We start from the raw sequence: 20,801 nt of genomic DNA on the forward strand, positions 1-20,801 counted from the left end.
AAAATTTTTCAACGGTCTGAGGAGACAAGGAAATGTCAAAAGCAAAATTTGAAAGGACTAAGCCGCATGTCAATGTTGGTACGGTAGGACATATTGACCATGGTAAGACCACGCTGACCGCTGCAATCACCCGCGTACTGTCAACTAAAGGACAGGCGTCGTTCACCGATTTCAGCGAAATCGATAAGGCACCGGAAGAGAAGGAGCGTGGAATCACCATCGCCACCGCTCACGTTGAGTATGAGAGCACCAATCGCCATTATGCCCACGTAGACTGTCCCGGCCACGCCGACTATATTAAAAACATGATCACCGGTGCCGCGCAGATGGACGGCGCGATCCTGGTTGTTGCTGCAACCGACGGCGCCATGCCGCAGACCAGAGAGCATATCCTGCTCGCTCGTCAGGTCGGCGTTCCGGCGATCGTGGTATTTCTCAACAAGTGCGATATGGTAGACGATGAAGAGCTGATCGAGCTGGTTGAGATGGAGCTTCGCGAGCTTCTTGACAGCTATGAGTTCCCGGGAGACGATATTCCGTTTATCCAGGGTTCTGCGCTGCTCGCTCTTGAGAATCCCGAAGATGCGGAAAAATCAAAATGTATCTGGGACCTCATGGACGCAATCGACTCATACATTCCCGAGCCCAAGCGGGACGTTGACCAGCCGTTCCTGATGCCGGTCGAGGACGTGTTCTCGATTTCAGGCCGCGGAACAGTTGCCACCGGCCGTATCGAGCGCGGAGTTATCCACGTGGGCGACGAGGTGGAGATCGTCGGTATCAAGCCGACCGCAAAAACCACCTGCACCGGTGTAGAGATGTTCCGCAAGCTGCTTGACGAAGGCCAGGCAGGCGACAACATCGGCGCTCTGCTGCGCGGTGTGAAGCGTGAGGAGATTGAGCGTGGCCAGGTTCTCGCGGCGCCCAAGTCGATCACTCCGCACACCAAGTTCAAGTGCGAGTGCTATATCCTCGGAAAGGACGAGGGCGGTCGTCATACTCCGTTCTTCAACGGTTATCGTCCACAGTTCTACTTCAGGACTACCGACGTTACCGGCGTGGTAACTCTCGCTGAAGGAGTGGAGATGGTAATGCCTGGTGACAACATCGCCGCAGGCGTTGAGCTGATCACCCCGATCGCAATGGATGTCGGACTGCGCTTTGCTATCCGTGAAGGTGGCCGGACCGTCGGTGCTGGTGTTATCAGCGAAATTATCGCTTAAGCTGCACTTGAAAAATGATCACTCTTGGTGGCGTTTTGCCGGTCAGGAGTGATTTCTCATATGGGATATGTCGATGAGAGATATTGTAACCCTTGCATGTGGTACATGTAAGCGTCGTAACTATACGACTACAAAAAACAAAAAAAATACTCCAAACAAACTGGAGTTTAATAAATATTGTCCTTTCTGCAGGGTTCATACTCCGCACAAAGAGACCAAGTAAAGGTTTCCCGCAGGCCAGTAGCTCTAATTGGTAGAGCGCCGGACTCCAAATCCGGAAGTTGGGGGTTCGAGTCCCTCCTGGCCTGCCATGTTTGTTTCAGGGACAAGGTGTCAGCAAGAGACAAAACGTTATTGTAAACGGTTGCTGAATTTTGCTAGAAGGAGCAGTAAGACGATAATGGCGGCGAAAGGAAAATCCAAAAATAAAGGTGCTGTGAAAACCGAAAAGATGTCGGTTTTTTCGCCGACACAGATCAAGACCTTCTTTGGGGAAGTGAAAACCGAGTTTATGAAAATAGTATGGCCCGACAAAAAAATGACTCTGGGTCTCACCGGCATCGTAGTTGTTCTGGCACTGGTGCTCTCTATTTATCTCGGCTCGGTGGATCTGCTTCTAGGTAAAGTCGTCTCCTCGTTTTTGAGATAAATCTGGCTGGTACAGGCAAGGATGACCGCGATGTGAAAGAATATTGCGGCTCGATTTCTAAACCTTTACTTTACAAAGTAGGACATATGGCACGGCAATGGTACATACTTCAGGTTCACTCCGGCTTTGAAGAAAAAGTAAAAGCGACGCTTGAGGAAAGAATCCGCAAGGAAGGTCTTGAGGAGTTTTTCGGCGAGATCCTTGTCCCGACCGAGCAGGTGGTTGAGATGATCAAGGGTTCAAGGAAAACTTCGTCCAGGCGCTTTTTCCCCGGCTATATGCTTGTAAGTATGGATCTTAATGACGAAACCTGGCATACCATTCATCACAATATGCCAAGAGTCGTCGGTTTTGTTGGTGATGACCGGAATCCGGTGCCTCTCTCCGACGAAGATGCTGCGAAGATAATAGGCAGAATCCAGGACGGATCCGAGCGGCCCAGGCCGAAAGTGGTATTTGACGTTGGTGAGGTCGTACGGGTTATCGACGGACCTTTCGCCAATTTTCAGGGCGTGGTGGACGAGGTATACCCTGACAAAGGCCGTGTCCGGGTAATGGTGTCGATATTCGGCAGGGAGACCCCGGTTGAATTGGAGTTTGTTCAGGTGACCAACACCTGACAGCAAAATGTGACTACGTCGGCCAAGGCTCTTCACAAAAGAGTCGCGGATAGACGATGTAAATAAAGTTAGTCGGAGTAGAAAAATGGCAAAGAAAGAAACGGCTTACATAAAGCTGCAGATACCAGCTGGAAAAGCCAATCCGTCTCCGCCTGTTGGACCTGCACTTGGCCAGCACGGCGTGAATATCATGGAGTTTTGTAAAAGCTTCAACGCAAAGACGCAGACATTGGGTGATACCATCGTGCCTGTCGTCATCACCGTGTACCAGGATAGATCGTTTAGCTACATCACGAAGACGCCACCGGCGTCCGTTCTGCTTTTAAAGGCAGCCGGTCTGCAGAAAGGTTCGAGCAATCCGAAAGCCGAGCGTGTCGCGGAGATCGGCAGGGACAAGATCCGGGAAATCGCTGAGATCAAAATGCCCGACTTGAACGCCTACGATATCGAAGGTGCAATGAAGATCGTTGAAGGTACTGCCAGAAGCGCAGGCATTACCGTGGTGGACTGAGAAAATTATTAAATATCTATACTGCCGGCAGGACAACTGTGCTGCATGGGTAGGAGGCTGGACATGCCGAAACACGGAAAAAATTATAAAAATAAACTGAAGGAAGTCGACAGGACGGTTTTGCAGGGACTCGAGGAGGGTATCGAGATGGTGCTCAAGTCCAGTTACGCAAAATTTGACGAAACTTTTGATATTGCAATGAAGCTTGGTGTCGATCCGCGTCACGCCGACCAGATGATAAGGTCGTCGGTAAGCCTTCCCCACGGCACCGGGAAAGTAACGCGGGTACTCGTTTTCGCCAAGGGACCCAAGGAAGCCGAAGCACAGGAAGCCGGCGCCGACTACGTTGGCGGCGACGACCTTGTTGAGAAAATTAAAGACGGCTGGCTCGAGTTCGATAAGACCGTGGCAACCCCTGACATGATGGGCGTCGTAGGAAAAATCGGAAGAATTCTCGGGCCGAGAAACCTGATGCCAAACGCCAAACTCGGCACCGTGACCATGGATGTGGGCAATGTTGTAAAGGAGATCAAGGGTGGTAAGGTCGATTTCCGTGTCGACAAGGCGGGTATCATTCACGCTGGAATCGGTAAATTGTCCTTTGGCAAGGAGAAGCTTGCCGAGAACGCACTGGCGTTTGTACAGAGGATAATTCAGCTGAAACCCTCTGCGAGCAAAGGCGTATATCTCAAATCAATCACAATTTCATCTACAATGGGGCCCGGGGTAAAGCTCGATACGCTCGCGCTGCGTGCCGCAATTAAATAAATGTTGCAGTTCCGCGACAATAGTTCGTGGAACTGCAGTGTGTTGTTAGTCGAAGACAGCGGGCACATCTCGTTTAATCGTGTAATCGCGACCTGCCGAGACGAATGAAGCGATAAAGAATAACATCTTGAAACGCTGCTTTTGGTAATTCTGGTAACTGCTGTTTCGAAAAATATTAAAATTCAACTTGGAGGAGTGCTTTGAATCGTGATGATAAAGTGACGATGGTGGCTTCGCTGAACGACGCGTTTAGCAGGTCAAAGTTAACTGTTGTCGCTGACTATTGTGGTTTAAAGGTTTCCGAATTCGAAAAAGTTCGTATCGAACTGAAGAAGTGCGATTCGGAAGTCCGCGTAGCAAAAAATACTCTTTTGAGAAGAGCAGTAGCAGATACTACCAATGCAGACCTTGGTGACGACTTCACCGGTACTACTGCCGTAGTGATGGCTTATTCTGACCCAGTCGAACCCGCGAAGGCGGTAACAAAGTTCGCAAAGGATCACGATAAGTTCATTATCCGCTCCGCCGCTCTCGATGGGGAAAAGATCGACCTAGACAAGCTTGTAGCTTTGTCGAAACTTCCCTCCAAGGAAGTTCTGCTCGGTCAGTTGCTGTCCACATGGTCAAGCGTACCAACTGGTCTCGTTCAGGTTCTCTCCGGAGTGCCGCGGACGTTTGCATATGCCCTGCAGGCGATCAAGGACCAGAAGGAATCCAGCGGCAATTAATACTGTTATTTCGTTGATACTATTTAACTACAAAGAGGTAAATTACCATGGCTGTTACTAAAGAAGATGTTATTGAATTTATCGCAAATATGTCTGTACTCGAGCTCTCCGAGCTCATCAAGGAATTCGAAGAGAAATTCGGTGTTTCCGCTGCCGCTCCGGTAGCAGTCGCCGCAGCTGCCGGCCCCGCCGATGCCGCTCCGGTTGAAGAGCAGACTGAGTTTGATGTCATTCTCGCCGATGTCGGTGGAGAAAAGATCAAGGTCATCAAGGAAGTTCGCGCAATCACCGGTCTTGGACTCAAAGAAGCAAAAGCTCTGGTAGAATCCGCACCGGCTCCGCTTAAGGAAGCTGTTTCAAAGGAAGAAGCCGAAGAAGTAAAATCGAAGATCGAAGGTGTAGGAGCAAAAGTAGAGATCAAGTAACTGATTCTACATAAGTTGTTCGAATTTTTGAGCAACATGGCTTGATATCAACACGCTACGGGCTCTGCTTCGTGGCGTGTTGTGCTTTATGGTGCAAGGCATTTTAAAAACTTATATACCAAGTGGATTGAGCCGGACGGTTCTGCACAGTGAGCGATTGCCTGATAAAAAAATGACACGGCAAAAGTTTACAAAGCGGGGGTATCGTGCTTATCTTTTTGCAGGCTTTATTTACTCTATTTAAAATATAAAAGCATCATTGTTTTCAAACATGCGCTGCTTATTTTCCAAAAGCATGAGTGCAGCAGGAAACCTGATAGTTTGAAACATTAATTATAATCAGTCGTATATATTTACAGGCAATTTCGAGGAAAAATATGGAAAGAGTGAGAAAGAATTTTGCCAGGGCAGAGAAGGTACTTGAGCCACCGCACTTGATATCTATGCAGCGACTCTCTTATGAAAAATTCCTGCAGATGGATGTTGATCCCGACGAGAGGGATAATTACGGGCTGCAGGGAATCCTGCAAAATGTTTTTCCTATAAATGACTTCAACGGCCTCTGTTCACTCGAATTTGTAAGATATAACTTTGGCGAACCGAAATATACAATCCAGGAATGTCTGCAGCGCGGGATGACCTACGAAATTCCGCTCAAGATCGTCGTAAGACTTATCACCTTCGACGTCGACGAGGAGACCGGGGTCCAGTCGATCAGGGACATAAAGGAACAGGAGGTATTTCTCGGTTCCTTGCCGTTAATGACAGCGGACGGAGTTTTTGTCATTAACGGGACGGAGCGGGTAATAGTATCCCAGCTGCAACGCTCTCCCGGCCTGTTCTACACCCATGACAACGGTAAGAGCCATGCCAGCGGCAAGCTGCTCTACTCCGCAAGAATAATACCGGTAAGGGGTTCGTGGATTGATCTTGAGTTCGATATCAAGGATATTCTCCACGTGCGTATCGACCGCCGGAGAAAATTCCCGGTAACGACCCTGCTCAAGGCGATAGGCTACAACGAAGAAGAATTGCTGGCGGAGTTCTACCCGGTTCGCGAAGTCCTGACGGATGGAGGGAATTTCAGGATTAGTTTTGATTCGGAATTGGTTAAAGGGCAGAGGCTCGAATATGATATCGTAAGTCCTGCTGACGGTGAAATTCTTGGCAGGGAAAATAAGAAGATTTCCAAGGTACTCTGCAAGAAGATTGAGGCTGCAGGAATTGAGTACCTTAGAATCTCCAGGCAGAAGCTGGTCGGTTCGGTGCTCGCCAACGCCATAAAAGACCCTGTTAATGGTGAACTGATCGCCCTTGCCAACACCGAGATAAGCGAAACGCTTCTGGAAACTTTTGAAGAACACAAAATAGACAGATTCAACATCATCCATATTGACGGTGTCAAATACTCGGAGTCGTTCAGTAAGACCCTTGCGCTTGACAAGGCAAAGGACACCGAGGAGGCGTTGATTGAAATATACCGCAGACTGCGGCCATCATCGCCGCCAACACCAGAAGTTGCCGAAACGTTTTTCAACAACCTGTTTTTCAACCAGGATCTCTACGATTTGTCCGAGGTCGGCCGGTATAAGATCAACGCCAAGCTTTCGCTTGACATAGATATTGCAAACCGTGCGCTCACTAGGGACGACATTGTCCATGCGGTACGGTACCTGGTACGTCTCAAAGACTCTCAGGGCGGGGTCGATGATATCGATCACCTGGGCAACAGGCGGGTGCGGACGGTAGGCGAACTTGTCGAGAACCAGTATCGGATGGGCCTTGTACGCATGGAAAGGGCAATCAAGGAGCGGATGACTCTTCAGGATGTCGAGACGCTGATGCCCCACGACCTGGTCAACCCTAAACCGATTTCGGCGGCGATAAAGGAATTTTTTGGTACCTCTCAGCTGTCACAGTTTATGGATCAGACCAATCCGCTTTCGGAGGTGACCCATAAAAGGCGGCTCAGTGCCCTCGGACCTGGAGGTCTGTCACGTGAGCGTGCTGGCTTTGAAGTGCGTGACGTCCATCCTACCCACTATGGCAGGATCTGCCCGGTAGAGACCCCGGAGGGACCGAACATCGGCCTGATCGTGTCGCTTGCCACCTACGCCAGGGTCAACCCGTATGGTTTTATCGAGACCCCGTATCGCAAGGTGGATGACCGTATTGTCCTTGAAGAGACCAAATATCTCAGCGCGCTCCAGGAGCAGAAACAGTTTATCGCCCCGGCGCTTACCGAGCTTGATCATGCCAACAAGATCGTCCAGGACAACCTCATTGTAAGGGAAGACGGGGAAGTTATCACAACGGCAGCGGAAAACGTCACCTACCTGGATATCGCACCCAACCAGATGATCAGTGTCGCAGCATCGCTGGTACCTTTTCTTGAAAACGATGACGCCAACCGTGCCTTGATGGGATCAAACATGCAGCGTCAGGCGGTGCCGCTGATGATTACCGAAGCGCCTTTTGTAGGCACCGGGATGGAGCGGTATGTGGCCAGGGACTCAGGTGCATGTCTGCTCAGCGGCGGAGACGGTGTTATTGAGGAAGCGGATTCCAACAGGATTGTGGTCCGTTACGATAAGCCCGGGACTGAAGGTTACGACACCGGGGTTGCAGTTTATCGTCTGGAAAAATACAAGAAATCAAACCAGAACACTTGCTTCAACCAGCATCCGGTTGTCGTGCCAGGGACCAGGGTACACAAGGGAATGGTGCTTGCCGATGGTCCATCCTGCGAGTGCGGTGAACTTGCAATCGGCAAGAACGTTACCATTGCATTCATGCCGTGGCGGGGATTCAACTTCGAGGACTCCATCCTTGTTAACGAGAGGCTGCTCAAGCAGGATACCTTCACTTCGGTGCATATCGAGGTGTTTGAAACCATGGCGAGAGACACCAAGCTCGGCAAGGAAGAGATCACCCGGGATATACCAAACGTAAGCGAGGAAACCCTCCGCAATCTCGATGATTCAGGTATTGTCAGGATCGGTGCTGAAATCAAGGCCGGAGACACCTTGGTAGGAAAGGTTACGCCAAAGGGTGAAACCGTACTGTCTCCTGAGGAAAAACTTCTGCGGGCTATTTTCGGCGAGAAGGCGCAGGATGTGAAAGATTCGTCCCTGAGGGTGCCTCCCGGCGTTTCCGGCGTGGTCATCGATGCCAAGGTTTTCTCAAGAAAAGGTGTCGACAAGGATGAACGATCCCTTCTCATCGAGGATCTGGAGGTGGAAAAGCTCAACCAGGACAAAATGGACGAGCTGCGCAGCCTCAAGCGGGGTATATGCAGGGAAATCGGCAAGATTATTGAGGGCCGCACCGCCAAGGTAGATATTCATGACGCAAAAGGCGAGCTTGTTACCGGTCTTGGCAAGAAAATCATGGCCGAAGATGCAGAGAAAATTGGCTTCTCACGGCTAAGAGATATCGAGTTCTCGGAAAAAGCAAAATATCTCGACGATATTGAAGACCTGTACGCGCGTTACGATAAACAGGCGCAGCTGATCAGCGAGCGGTACGACGGAATCATTGACAGGCTGAAGAAGGGAGACGATCTTCCTCCCGGTGTGGTCAAGATGGTGAAGGTCTATGTCGCAACCAAGAGGAAATTGTCCGTTGGTGACAAGATGGCCGGTCGCCACGGAAACAAGGGTGTTGTCTCTCGGCTTCTTCCTGAAGAGGACATGCCATTTTTCAAGAACGGCACCACCGTTGATATCGTACTCAACCCGCTCGGCGTACCTTCGCGTATGAATGTGGGCCAGGTACTTGAGGTGCACCTCGGGTTCGCCGCAAGAAGACTTGGAGAGCAACTTGAAACGATGGCCGATCAGGTGGCTGTTGAAGCGATCCGTGAAAAATTAAAAAACGTCTATTCCGCTGAGGAGTATAGGGAAATTACCGAGGATAAATCGGACCGGGAGATAATAGAGTGGGCGAGGCGGCACAAAACCGGGCTGCACATGAGTACTCCCGTGTTTGACGGTGCCCCGGAGGAATCGATCCGGCGGCTGCTGGTGGAAGCCGGTGTTAACGAAGTTGGCCAGGAGCGGTTGTATGACGGGCTGACCGGGGAACCGTTCGCCAACAATGTTACCGTCGGGGTGATGTACATGCTCAAGTTGCATCATCTGGTGGATAATAAGATCCACGCCCGTTCGACCGGCCCCTACTCTCTTGTTACCCAGCAACCGCTCGGCGGCAAGGCGCAGTTTGGTGGGCAGCGGCTCGGTGAAATGGAGGTCTGGGCAATGGAGGCTTACGGGGCCGCCTACACACTCAAGGAATTCCTGACCGCCAAATCCGATGACGTCGAGGGACGGACCTCGATGTACGAACGGATCGTCAAGGGTAATAACTTTCTTACGACCGGTCTGCCGGAATCGTTTAACGTTCTCGTCAAAGAGCTTCAGGCCCTTTGTCTGAATATGGAACTGATAGAAGAGTAACAACCACAGCAGCGTGGATTACTCGACAGGGTCGCTGCAACCATTGCAGACAAAAATTCTCTTTGACTTGAGTTTTTCCTCAGATGGCGGGGAAATCCTTTAAAATAAGGTGAGGTGATTTCGTGGAAGAGCTATTTAATTTTTTTCAAAAACCGAAAGCTCCAATTAAGTTTAAAAATGTAAAAATATCTCTTGCTTCGCCGGAAAAGATCATGGACTGGTCACACGGGGAGGTGAAAAAGCCGGAGACCATCAACTACCGGACGTTCAAGCCCGAACGTGACGGACTGTTCTGCGCCAAGATCTTTGGTCCGGTTAAGGATTTCGAGTGTAACTGCGGAAAATACAAGCGCATGAAACACCGCGGTGTTGTCTGCGAGAAGTGCGGTGTCGAGGTTATTCAGTCGAAGGTGAGAAGGGAGCGGTTGGGCCATATAAAGCTTGCGGCTCCGGTTGCCCATATATGGTTTTTGAAGAGCCTGCCGTCTAAAATAGGCGCCGTGCTCGACATGACCCTCAAGCAACTCGAAAAAATACTCTATTTCGAGCAGTACGCCGTGGTGGAGTCCGAAACGGACGCACTGGTTCCGGGGACACTGCTCACCGAGGAAAAATACCGCAAGGCCCTGGAAGAGTATCCTGCACAGTTCCGGGTAGGTATCGGTGCAGAAGCCATCCGTGAACTTCTTGCCGCCCAGGATCTGGTCGAGTTGTCGAAACAGCTCCGCGAGGAGATGCTCGCCACCAACTCCCAGACCAAACGGCAAAAACTTGGCAAAAGGCTGTTTGTCATAGAGGCTTTCCGCGACTCCGGCAATAGGCCAGAGTGGATGATCCTTGAAGTTATACCCGTTCTGCCTCCGGATCTGCGTCCTCTGGTGCCGCTTGAAGGGGGCAGGTTTGCAACTTCTGACCTCAATGATCTCTACCGCCGGGTGATTAACCGGAACAATCGACTCAAGCGTCTGCTTGAGCTCGACGCGCCAGACATCATCATCCGCAACGAGAAGCGGATGCTGCAGGAAGCGGTCGACGTGCTCTTTGATAACGGACGCAGGGGCAGGGTAATTACAGGCGGCAACAAGCGCCCGCTCAAGTCACTCTCCGACATGCTCAAGGGTAAGCAGGGTCGGTTTCGCCAGAATCTGCTCGGCAAGCGGGTAGACTACTCCGGTCGTTCAGTAATCGTGGTCGGTCCGCATTTGCGGCTGCACCAGTGCGGAATCCCGAAAAAAATGGCGCTGGAGCTGTTCAAGCCGTTCATCTACAACAAACTTGAACAGAAAGGATACGTCACCACCATCAAGTCCGCCAGGAAAATGGTGGAAAAAGAGGTGAAAGAAGTTTGGGACGTACTCGATGAGGTGGTTACCGAATATCCGGTTATTCTCAACCGTGCTCCTACCCTGCACAGACTTGGTATGCAGGCGTTTGAGGCGGTGTTGATAGAAGGCAAGGCGATCCAGCTGCATCCGCTCGTGTGTATGGCGTTTAACGCCGACTTTGACGGCGACCAGATGGCTGTGCATGTGCCGCTGTCGGTAGAGGCGCAGGTGGAAGCGCGGGTGCTGATGATGTCCACCAACAATATCCTTTCGCCCGCCAACGGCGAGCCGGTAATCATTCCGTCCCAGGATATCGTACTTGGACTCTACTATATGAGCCGGGATCGTATAAATGTACCTGGTGAAGGCAAGGTGTTCAGTTCCGTCGAAGAAGCTACCATTGCCTACGATTACGGTGAAGTTGACCTGCAGGCAAGGGTCAAGGTGCGCAAAAAAGGCGAACTGGTGGAGACCACCATGGGGCGAATTCTGCTGGGTGAGCTGCTGCCGGAAAGCGTCGGGTTTGAAGAGGTGAACAAAGTGCTCACCAAGAAGGCTCTTGCCGCGCTCATAGACTACACCTACCGTCACGCCGGAACCAAGGAGACGGTGATTCTTGCCGACAGGCTCAAGGATATCGGCTACGAGTATGCCACCCGGGCGGGAATATCGATCTCGATCAACGATATGAAAATTCCGCTGGACAAGGAAAATTTCGTTGAAGACGCAGAGAAGAATGTGCTCGATGTTGAGCAGCAGTATACCGATGGTCTCATAACCTCCGGCGAAAAATACAACAAGATCGTCGATATATGGTCAAAGGTGACGGAAGATGTCGCCAATGCCATGATGGACGAGATCAAGGTCGATTATTTCAAGGACAAGGACAACAACCTGGTTGAGGCACCGAGTTTCAACTCCATCTACATAATGGCGGATTCAGGAGCAAGGGGCTCTCGCGACCAGATTCGTCAGCTTGCCGGAATGCGTGGCCTGATGGCTAAGCCCAGCGGTGAAATTATCGAGACGCCCATCAAGGCAAATTTCAGGGAAGGGCTCGGTGTTCTTGAATACTTCATCTCAACCCACGGGGCGCGGAAAGGACTCGCCGATACTGCGCTGAAAACTGCAAACTCGGGTTATCTCACCAGGCGGCTGGTAGACGTTGCCCAGGAGTCTACCATTGTTCAGTCCGACTGCCTTACTCTTGACGGCATTATCGCTGAACCGCTGATGGACGGTGGGGAAATCATAGTTCCCCTTGGCGACAGGATTCTTGGTCGTGTGGCCCTTGAGGATATCGAAGACCCTTACTCTGAAGAAATTATCGTCGAGGCGGGGGAGGAGATCACCGAGCAGAAGGTCAAGGAGATCAACGATGCCGGTATAGACCGGGTGCCGATACGTTCGGTGTTGAGCTGCCGGGCCAAGCGGGGGGTATGTGCCGCCTGCTACGGCCGGGATCTCGGACGGGGTCACATGGTTAATATCGGTGAGGCGATAGGTGTCATCGCCGCACAGTCCATTGGAGAGCCTGGAACCCAGCTTACCATGCGTACCTTCCACGTAGGTGGTACTGCGAGCAGATCTGTTGAACAGGCCGAATTGAAAACCAATATCGGTGGTACCGTGAGCTTTTCCAACCTGCATTCCGTAACCAATGCGGAAGGGACCGAAATCGTGATGAACAGAAGCGCGATAATGTCGATCAAGGACGAACTCGGCCGGGAGAGGGAACGGTACAAGGTCAATTACGGCGCCCAGTTGCTGGTTAAAGAAGGTGATGTGGTGGAAAGGGACACCATCCTCGCCGACTGGGATGCGTACACCATACCGATTGTCGCCGAGGTGGGTGGTGTCATCAAGTATGGCGACGTCGTGGAAGGCGTTACCATGCAGGAGAAGGTCGATGCCGTAACGGGCAGATCTTCGCTGGTCATTGTCCAGACGGCTGCCGGTGCACAGCTCAACCCGCGTATTTCTGTGAAGAACGACAAGGGCAAGACTGTCAAACTGCCCGGAACCGATATCTACGCCAGGTACAGCCTGCCGGTTGGGTCCATTATCTCTGTTGCCGAAGGCGACGTAATCCAGCCAGGAAGCATAGTTGGTAAAATCCCGCGGGAGACGACAAAAACCAAGGATATCACCGGTGGTCTTCCCCGTGTTGCAGAACTTTTCGAGGTGCGCAAACCAAAAGACCCTGCGGTGATTTCAAAGATCGACGGTAAAGTCAGCTTCGGCAAGGAGCTCAAGGGTAAACGACGGGTTATTGTCACTCCGGAATATGGTGAGCCGCAGGAGTACCTCATTCCCAAGGCTAAACATATTATCGTTCATGAAGGAGACTATGTACAGGCTGGCGAACCGTTGATGGAAGGAACCGTAGTGCCAAACGACATCCTCTCCGTCCTCGGTGTCAAGGAACTGGCTAAGTTTCTGGTCAACGAAATTCAGGAAGTATACCGGCTCCAGGGCGTTAAGATCAATGATAAACACATCGAGGTCATTGTCCGCCAGATGCTCAAGCGGGTCATGATTACCGCGTCCGGCGATTCCAGGTTCATGATCGGGGAACAGGTGGAGTGGTGGAAATTCGAAGAGGAAAGAGACAATCTCATGAGCGAGGGTAAACAGCCGGCGGTCGCTGAACCGCTGCTGCTCGGCGTGACCAAGGCTTCGCTGTCCACCGAAAGTTTTATTTCGGCGGCATCGTTCCAGGAGACCACCAAGGTACTTACCAACGCAGCTGTAGCCGGCAAAGTCGATGAATTGGCCGGATTGAAGGAGAATGTAATCATGGGTCGGCTGATTTCCGCCGGTACCGGCTTGGCCGGCAACCAGTAATACTGTATAATGAGGGATGCTATTTTTCTCTTGACAGGGCTCTGTTGTTAAGGTAAATTCCCTCACTTTCGTGTTTTAATTTGAGTGTCTGAAGTCCGATGCGGATGAAAGACTTCTATAAAATGGTATGTAAACAGGAGCAGTTAACGTAATGCCAACAATTAACCAACTCGTAAGGAAGGGGAGAAAAAGGTCGGTCAAGAAGACCAACACCCCGGCTCTTAAAGGATCTCCCCAGAAAAGAGGAGTCTGTGTAAGGGTATATACCACTACGCCGAAAAAACCGAACTCTGCTCTTAGAAAGGTTGCGAGGGTGCGTCTGACCAACGGGATCGAGGTGACTTCGTACATCCCCGGCATCGGTCACAACCTGCAGGAGCACTCAGTTGTGATGATCAGGGGTGGAAGGGTTAAGGACCTTCCTGGTGTTCGTTATCACATTATCCGTGGAACGCTGGATACGTTGGGTGTTTCAGATCGTCGACAGGGTCGTTCCAAATATGGCGCAAAGAAGCCTTCCTGATAGGCTTTTGCACTGAAAGAGGTTGATATATGTCAAGAAGAAGAAGTATAGAAAGACGACCTATCGTCCCGGATCCGCGTTACAATAGTGTGCTGGTCTCGAAATTCACCAACGGCTTGATGGAACGGGGCAAGAAAACACTTGCGCAGCGTATATTCTATGACGCGATGGATATCGTGCAGGAAAGAGTCAAGGAAGAAGATCCGCTGACTGTTTTTGAAGAGGCTATGGAAAAAGTCAGGCCTCGCGTCGAAGTGAAGTCTCGCCGTGTCGGTGGTGCCACTTATCAGGTTCCGATGGAGGTTCGTCAAACCAGAAGAAACGCGCTGGCGATTCGCTGGATCATCGGATTCGCCAAATCAAGATCGGGCAAGACCATGTCTGAAAAGCTTGCAGCCGAATTGGTGGACGCGTACAATAATCGCGGTGCTGCAGTGAAGAAGCGCGATGATACCCACCGCATGGCCGAGGCAAACAAGGCTTTCGCCCATTATCGCTGGTAGTCTGGCGCCGCAGTGACGGACTGCTGAAAGTAAGGGCTGGCAACGAATTTTAACTACTTAGGTAATAAAGGTTATGGCAGCCCTGAAAGATTTGGCTGATGTGCGCAATATCGGCATAATGGCTCATATTGACGCAGGGAAGACGACGACCACTGAAAGAATACTTTTCTACACCGGCAGGTCGTACAAGATTGGTGAAGTTCATGACGGTACTGCTGTCATGGACTGGATGGAGCAGGAGCAGGATCGGGGAATAACAATTACCTCGGCAGCAACCACCTGCTTCTGGAAAAACAATAAGATAAATATCATCGATACTCCGGGGCATGTCGACTTTACAGTTGAAGTCGAGAGATCGTTGCGGGTGCTCGATGGGGCTATCGCTGTTTTTTGTGCTGTAGGTGGGGTCGAGCCGCAGTCAGAGACGGTCTGGAGACAGGCTGACAGGTACAAGATCCCGCGGATAGCGTTTGTAAACAAGATGGACCGGATCGGTGCTAACTACGATCGATGCGTAAAGATGATCAGGGACAGGCTGGGGGCTAATCCCGTGCCGGTTCAGCTGCCCGCCGGAAAAGAGGCGGAGTTTAAAGGGGTCATCGACCTGATTGAAGAAAAGATGCTGCTGTTTGACGAGCAGTCTCTTGGACAGGAAGTGACGAAAGTCGATATACCTTCCGAATATATAGAAGAATTCACGGCCGCACGTATGATGCTCCTCGAGAAGTTGGCCGACTTCGATGAGGAAATCATGGAAAAATACTTGGATGATACATCAGTATCTGCGCCTGAGATATATAGTGCTCTCAGGAAGGCGACACTTGCCCTCAAGGTGGTGCCTGTCTTGTGTGGGAGCGCGTTTAAGAATAAAGGTGTACAGCCTTTGCTCGACAGTGTGATCGAATACCTGCCCTCTCCTCTGGACGTCAAGGACGTGGAAGGCGAAGGGAGCGACGGAGAAGTTGTCAGCAGGAAAACTGACCCCGCTGAAAAAATGGCCGCTCTGGTATTCAAGCTGCAGAGTGACTCGTTCGTCGAGAATCTCGCTTTTGTGCGAATCTATTCGGGTACCCTCAAGATAGGCAGCAAGGTATATAATCCTGTGAAGAATAAACAGGAGAAAATATCCAAGATCATGAAGTTGCACGCCAATAAGCGAGAGGAAGTGCAGGAGATCGCGGCCGGAGACATCGGAGCCCTGGTTGGTCTGAAATTTACGACAACCGGAGACACGCTTTGTGAGAAAGGGGACAATATCATACTCGAGAGTATGGATTTTCCCGAACCGGTGATAGGGATTGCGATCGAGCCGAAATCGAAGGCTGAAGAGAAAAAGCTCAGTGACACTCTTGAAAAGATCGCACTGGAGGATCCTTCGTTTACCGTAAAGATAGACGGTGACACAGGCCAGACGATCATATCCGGGATGGGCGAACTGCACCTGGAAATTATAGTTGACAGGCTGCTCAACGACTTCAAGGTTTCGGCTAATGTCGGAAAACCGCAAGTAGCCTATAAAGAGACTATAGAGCGCAGCACGACCGCTGAAGGAAAATTTGACCAGCTGACAGGCGCAAAAGGGCAATACGGGCATGTCGTGATAGAGATCGAGCCTATGGAAAGAGGCGGCGGAATTGAATTCACTTCCGAGGTTGACAAGGAAGTCATTCCCGCCGAATTCCTTGAATCGATCAAGAAAGGGGTCATCGACACCCTGGATGGCGGCCCCCTAGTGGGATATCCGGTTACCGATATCCGGGTTCGTCTGGTTGGGGGCTCCTACCATGAGGAAGAGTCCACCGGTATGGCTTTTGGTATTGCCGGAGCGATGGCCATAAGAAGGGCCACCTCCGAGGCGCGGCCGATGCTGCTTGAGCCAATTATGAGTCTTGAAGTGACTACTCCCGAGGAGTACGTGGGAGATGTGATAGCCGACGTAAACGGCAAGAGAGGTAAAATAGTTGGCGTTTCGGCCGAAGGAAACTTGCAGATTCTCAAGGCGCAGGTACCCTTGTCCGAAATGTTCGGGTATTCAACGTCGCTTAGGTCGGCAACCCAGGGAAGAGCCAATTTTACCATGCAATTTTTAAAGTATGATGTGGTGCCTGCTCAAAAAGCAGAAAAAATAATTAAAAAAATAAGAGGGATATAAGTCCAAACATATTGAGGAACCATTATGTCAAAAGCAAAATTTGAAAGGACTAAGCCGCATGTCAATGTGGGTACTGTAGGACATATTGACCATGGTAAGACCACGCTGACCGCTGCAATTACCCGCGTACTGTCAACCAAAGGACAGGCGTCATTTACCGACTTCAGTGAAATTGACAAAGCGCCGGAGGAAAAAGAGCGCGGAATCACCATCGCCACCGCGCACGTAGAGTATGAGAGCGCCAAGCGCCACTATGCCCACGTAGACTGCCCCGGCCACGCCGACTATATCAAGAATATGATCACCGGCGCCGCGCAGATGGACGGTGCGATTCTGGTTGTTGCCGCAACAGACGGTGCCATGCCGCAGACCAGAGAGCATATCCTGCTCGCTCGTCAGGTTGGTGTACCGGCGATCGTGGTATTTCTCAACAAGTGTGATATGGTCGACGACGAAGAGCTTATCGAGTTGGTTGAGATGGAGCTTCGTGAGCTTCTTGACAGCTATGAGTTCCCAGGAGATGACATCCCGTTCATCCAGGGTTCGGCGCTGCTCGCACTTGAGAATCCAGAAGACGAGGAAAAGGCAAAATGCGTCTGGGACCTCATGGATGCAATCGACTCCTACATTCCCGAGCCCAAGCGTGACGTCGACCAGCCGTTTCTGATGCCGGTCGAGGACGTGTTCTCGATTTCAGGCCGCGGAACCGTTGCCACCGGCCGTATAGAGCGCGGGGTTATCCACGTGGGCGACGAGGTAGAGATTGTCGGTATAAGGCCGACGGCAAAAACCACCTGTACCGGGGTAGAGATGTTTCGCAAGCTGCTTGATGAAGGTCAGGCCGGTGACAACATCGGCGCTCTGCTGCGCGGTGTGAAGCGTGAGGAGATCGAGCGTGGCCAGGTTCTCGCGGCGCCCAAGTCGATCACTCCGCACACCAAGTTCAAGTGTGAGTGCTATATCCTCGGCAAAGACGAGGGTGGCCGTCATACTCCGTTCTTCAACGGCTACCGTCCGCAGTTCTACTTTAGGACCACCGACGTTACCGGCGTGGTAACACTCGCTGAAGGAGTGGAGATGGTAATGCCTGGCGACAACATTGCCGCCGCGGTAGAGCTGATCACCCCGATCGCAATGGATGTTGGACTCCGCTTCGCTATCCGTGAAGGTGGCCGTACTGTTGGCGCCGGAGTTATAAGTGAAATTATTGCCTAAAGGTGCGTAATGATACCTACAGAGAAAATTCGTATCCGCTTAAAAGCGTACGACCACAAGCTGCTCGACCAATCCACCTCTGAGATCGTCGAAACAGCCAGAAGAACCGGATCAGCTGTTGCAGGACCTATTCCGCTGCCAACAACCATCAACAAATTCTGTGTTCTTCGCTCGCCTCACGTCGATAAAAAATCCCGTGAGCAGTTTGAAATGAGAACCCATCGTCGCCTTCTGGATATCCTGGAACCGACCCAGCAGACCATAGATCTGCTGATGAAGCTCGAGCTGTCCGCCGGGGTTGATGTGGAAATCAAGTTGCCTTAACAGGCAGTGGCTAAAAGTAAATTGAAGCATCGGGTAATATCATGCCAAAATCAATGGGTATATTAGGAAAAAAAATTGGAATGACCCGCATATACGGTGAAGTAGGTCAAGCCATTCCAGTAACTGTTATAGAGGCTGGTCCCTGTAAAGTTCTTCAAGTGAAAACTGAAGCTACTGACGGGTATAATGCAATTCAGGTTGGTTTCGCCGATAAAAAGGCATCCAGGATCAACAAACCTCAGACCGGGCATTTCAATAAGTCCGGAGTTGAGGGATACTACTTCGTTCGCGAATTCAGGGTAGCTGATGACGCGGCATACGAGGTCGGTCAGGAAATCAGCATCGACGATGTCATTAAGATCGGGGACAAAGTAGACGTACAGGGTACGAGCAAAGGCCGCGGTTTCCAGGGCGTTATTAAACGTCATGGATTTTCAGGCGGCGGAGCCGGGCACGGTTCGATGTTCCACCGCGCCCCAGGTTCAATCGGTTGCAGTGCGTATCCAGGAAGAGTCATCAAGGGCAAAAAACTTCCCGGACGCATGGGTAACGACACCGTTTTACGGAAAAATGTCGTTGTGGTTGACATTAGATCCGAAGAAAACGTCGTGCTTCTGAAAGGCCCCCTGCCCGGAGCCAAGAACGGCCTGTTGAAGATATTCACCAAATAAGGATTTACCATCTGATCAGGTTCGAGGAGAATACTATGTCTACTGTAAATATTGTTAACACCAAGAACGAGAGTGTTGGCGAAATAGAATTGAACGATGCGGTCTTCAACCGTGAGGTTAAGCCGTATATCCTGCACGAAGTTGTCCGCATGCAGCGGGCCGCAAAAAGAGCCGGAAACGCCTGCACCAAAACACGGGTGGAAGTAAGTGGCGGCGGCAAAAAGCCCTGGCGCCAGAAAGGTACCGGAAGAGCCAGATCCGGAACGAGAACTTCTCCATTGTGGCGAGGAGGCGGGGTCACTTTTGGACCCAAGCCGAGGGACTACGCCTTCAAGGTGAATAAAAAAGTTCGCAAGCAGGCTGTCTCCATGGCGCTGAGCGCAAGGTTTCAGGAAGGAAACCTGGTAGTTGTCGACGATTTCAATATGGATGAGATCAAGACCAAGGATTTCGTGTCGATCATGAATCTTCTGGAAATAGACAACGGCTTGATTGTGACCGACGACGCATCGGAGAATCTTGCGAAATCGTCAAGAAACGTAAACGGCTACAAAATCCTCTCTTCGGAAGGACTCAACGTTTACGACATCCTGCTTCATAAGAAAATTATTCTGGTGCAACCAGTGATAGGCAGCCTTGAAAAGAGGTTAATGGCATGAAAAACATCTACGGAGTACTGCAGGGGCCTTGCCTCACTGAAAAGGCTGCACTGCAACAGGAAGAAGATGGGAAGGTAGTTTTCAAGGTCCATCCCAAGGCGAACAAGATTGAAATCAAGAAGGCGGTGGAGGTTATGTTCAACGTCAAGGTCAAGGACGTCAAGACCGCCTCGATTCACGGGAAGAAGAAAAGGGTAGGAAAAACAGTCGGCTTTACCAGTGATTGGAAGAAGGCCTATGTTACCTTGGCAGAAGGACAGATCAATTTTGCGGATGAACTGTAAGGTCTCTGCGAACCGGTTTATCAACCTTCAGCACACTGTACGATTCTATCAAATAAAATAATGATGGAGCGATTGGGAAATCATGGCTATTAAAGTATACAAACCAACATCACCTGGAAAGCGACAGCATGTCTCCATTAAAAATGCAGACCTGTCCAAAAAAGGGCCGGAAAAGAGCCTGATTGTAAGCCTTAACAAATCCGGGGGAAGAAATAATTACGGAAGGATAACTTCTCGCCACATCGGTGGAGGCCACAAACGGAAATACCGTATTATCGACTTCAAGCGCAACAAGGTCGATATCGACGCAAAAGTTGTCGCCATCGAGTATGATCCGAACCGTTCTGCCAACATAGCTCTACTGAGCTATAAAGACGGGGAGAAAAGGTACATTCTGTCACCCGACGGGGTTACTGTCGGAGACACCATCGTGGCCGGGAACAACGTCGACATTCAGCCGGGCAACTGTCTGCCGCTGGCTAACATCCCGCTGGGAACGATTATCCATAACATCGAGATGAAAATCGGCAAGGGTGCTCAGCTGGTCCGCAGCGCCGGAGCCGCAGCCCAGCTCATGGCCAAGGAAGGGAGTTACGTTCTGGTGAGACTTCCCTCAGGTGAGGTCAGAAAATTCAACAACAGCTGCCGGGCCTGTATAGGCCAGGTCGGCAACCGGGAACATGAAAGCCAGAAGCTTGGAAAAGCCGGCCGTAACCGGTGGAAGGGACGCCGTCCCCATGTCAGGGGCGTTGCGATGAACCCTGTCGATCACCCGATGGGTGGTGGTGAGGGCCGCAGCTCAGGTGGACGCCATCCCTGCAGTCCCTGGGGTGTACCAACCAAAGGGTACAAGACCAGGACAAAGAAGGCTTCTGACAAGCTGATTGTCAAGAAGAGATCCTAAGTTAAAAGGAGTT

Annotated in this window: 19 protein-coding genes and 1 tRNA gene; all 20 read left to right on the forward strand. The window is 51.0% G+C overall.

Annotation, left to right across the window (positions count from 1 at the left end; translation table 11 throughout):
- Window positions 1–32 precede the first annotated feature (32 nt).
- The 20 genes from tuf (BLQ17_RS11075) (at window position 33) to rplB (ending at window position 20,788) form a co-directional block, all read left to right on the forward strand.
- Window positions 33–1,223 carry an elongation factor Tu gene (tuf, locus tag BLQ17_RS11075; protein ID WP_092222791.1) on the forward strand — a complete coding sequence of 397 codons (1,191 nt, stop codon included), beginning with the start codon at window positions 33–35 and terminating at the stop codon, window positions 1,221–1,223.
- 73 nt (window positions 1,224–1,296) lie between these two features.
- Window positions 1,297–1,446: a 50S ribosomal protein L33 gene (gene rpmG, locus BLQ17_RS11080; RefSeq protein ID WP_092222793.1), complete on the forward strand. Its 150-nt coding sequence runs from the start codon at window positions 1,297–1,299 to the stop codon at window positions 1,444–1,446.
- Window positions 1,447–1,457: 11 nt separating this feature from the next.
- Window positions 1,458–1,534 (forward strand) — tRNA-Trp (locus BLQ17_RS11085).
- A 125-nt stretch (window positions 1,535–1,659) separates the two neighbouring features.
- Window positions 1,660–1,872 carry a preprotein translocase subunit SecE gene (secE, locus tag BLQ17_RS22605; RefSeq protein ID WP_176761187.1) on the forward strand — a complete coding sequence of 71 codons (213 nt, stop codon included), beginning with the start codon at window positions 1,660–1,662 and terminating at the stop codon, window positions 1,870–1,872.
- Between the two features lie 86 nt (window positions 1,873–1,958).
- Window positions 1,959–2,492: a transcription termination/antitermination protein NusG gene (gene nusG, locus BLQ17_RS11095; protein WP_092222796.1), complete on the forward strand. Its 534-nt coding sequence runs from the start codon at window positions 1,959–1,961 to the stop codon at window positions 2,490–2,492.
- Window positions 2,493–2,577: 85 nt separating this feature from the next.
- Window positions 2,578–3,003: a 50S ribosomal protein L11 gene (gene rplK, locus BLQ17_RS11100; RefSeq protein ID WP_092222797.1), complete on the forward strand. Its 426-nt coding sequence runs from the start codon at window positions 2,578–2,580 to the stop codon at window positions 3,001–3,003.
- Window positions 3,004–3,066: 63 nt separating this feature from the next.
- Entirely contained in the window at window positions 3,067–3,771 is a 705-nt protein-coding gene (rplA, locus tag BLQ17_RS11105; RefSeq protein ID WP_092222798.1) for a 50S ribosomal protein L1, read from the forward strand.
- A 200-nt stretch (window positions 3,772–3,971) separates the two neighbouring features.
- Window positions 3,972–4,499, forward strand: coding sequence for a 50S ribosomal protein L10 (gene rplJ / locus BLQ17_RS11110; RefSeq protein WP_092222800.1), 528 nt, complete (start codon window positions 3,972–3,974; stop codon window positions 4,497–4,499).
- 47 nt (window positions 4,500–4,546) lie between these two features.
- Window positions 4,547–4,924: a 50S ribosomal protein L7/L12 gene (rplL, locus tag BLQ17_RS11115; RefSeq protein ID WP_092222802.1), complete on the forward strand. Its 378-nt coding sequence runs from the start codon at window positions 4,547–4,549 to the stop codon at window positions 4,922–4,924.
- 377 nt (window positions 4,925–5,301) lie between these two features.
- Window positions 5,302–9,381, forward strand: a complete 4,080-nt coding sequence (gene rpoB / locus BLQ17_RS11120) for a DNA-directed RNA polymerase subunit beta (RefSeq protein WP_092222804.1) — start codon at window positions 5,302–5,304, stop codon at window positions 9,379–9,381.
- A 122-nt stretch (window positions 9,382–9,503) separates the two neighbouring features.
- Window positions 9,504–13,553: a DNA-directed RNA polymerase subunit beta' gene (rpoC, locus tag BLQ17_RS11125; protein ID WP_092222806.1), complete on the forward strand. Its 4,050-nt coding sequence runs from the start codon at window positions 9,504–9,506 to the stop codon at window positions 13,551–13,553.
- A gap of 151 nt (window positions 13,554–13,704) precedes the next feature.
- On the forward strand, window positions 13,705–14,076 hold the full coding sequence (gene rpsL, locus BLQ17_RS11130; RefSeq protein WP_092222808.1) for a 30S ribosomal protein S12: 372 nt from the start codon (window positions 13,705–13,707) through the stop codon (window positions 14,074–14,076).
- Window positions 14,077–14,105: 29 nt separating this feature from the next.
- The gene (rpsG, locus tag BLQ17_RS11135; protein WP_092222810.1) at window positions 14,106–14,579 is read left to right on the forward strand and encodes a 30S ribosomal protein S7; all 474 of its coding nucleotides are present in this window, start codon (window positions 14,106–14,108) and stop codon (window positions 14,577–14,579) included.
- Between the two features lie 73 nt (window positions 14,580–14,652).
- A complete protein-coding gene (gene fusA / locus BLQ17_RS11140; RefSeq protein WP_092222812.1) occupies window positions 14,653–16,731 on the forward strand; it encodes an elongation factor G in 2,079 nt (692 codons plus the stop codon).
- A gap of 24 nt (window positions 16,732–16,755) precedes the next feature.
- The gene (tuf, locus tag BLQ17_RS11145) at window positions 16,756–17,946 is read left to right on the forward strand and encodes an elongation factor Tu (RefSeq protein ID WP_092222814.1); all 1,191 of its coding nucleotides are present in this window, start codon (window positions 16,756–16,758) and stop codon (window positions 17,944–17,946) included.
- 12 nt (window positions 17,947–17,958) lie between these two features.
- Window positions 17,959–18,270: a 30S ribosomal protein S10 gene (gene rpsJ, locus BLQ17_RS11150; RefSeq protein WP_176761190.1), complete on the forward strand. Its 312-nt coding sequence runs from the start codon at window positions 17,959–17,961 to the stop codon at window positions 18,268–18,270.
- A gap of 41 nt (window positions 18,271–18,311) precedes the next feature.
- Window positions 18,312–18,941: a 50S ribosomal protein L3 gene (rplC, locus tag BLQ17_RS11155; RefSeq protein ID WP_092222816.1), complete on the forward strand. Its 630-nt coding sequence runs from the start codon at window positions 18,312–18,314 to the stop codon at window positions 18,939–18,941.
- Window positions 18,942–18,976: 35 nt separating this feature from the next.
- Window positions 18,977–19,600 carry a 50S ribosomal protein L4 gene (rplD, locus tag BLQ17_RS11160; RefSeq protein ID WP_092222817.1) on the forward strand — a complete coding sequence of 208 codons (624 nt, stop codon included), beginning with the start codon at window positions 18,977–18,979 and terminating at the stop codon, window positions 19,598–19,600.
- On the forward strand, window positions 19,597–19,884 hold the full coding sequence (locus BLQ17_RS11165) for a 50S ribosomal protein L23 (RefSeq protein ID WP_092222820.1): 288 nt from the start codon (window positions 19,597–19,599) through the stop codon (window positions 19,882–19,884). The genes rplD and BLQ17_RS11165 overlap by 4 nt, the downstream gene beginning before the upstream one ends.
- Before the next feature lie 82 nt (window positions 19,885–19,966).
- Entirely contained in the window at window positions 19,967–20,788 is an 822-nt protein-coding gene (gene rplB / locus BLQ17_RS11170) for a 50S ribosomal protein L2 (protein ID WP_092222822.1), read from the forward strand.
- The last annotated feature ends 13 nt before the right edge of the window (window positions 20,789–20,801 follow it).

Origin of the sequence: Desulforhopalus singaporensis (assembly GCF_900104445.1) — a bacterium.
Classification (GTDB): Bacteria; Desulfobacterota; Desulfobulbia; order Desulfobulbales; family Desulfocapsaceae; genus Desulforhopalus_A; species Desulforhopalus_A singaporensis.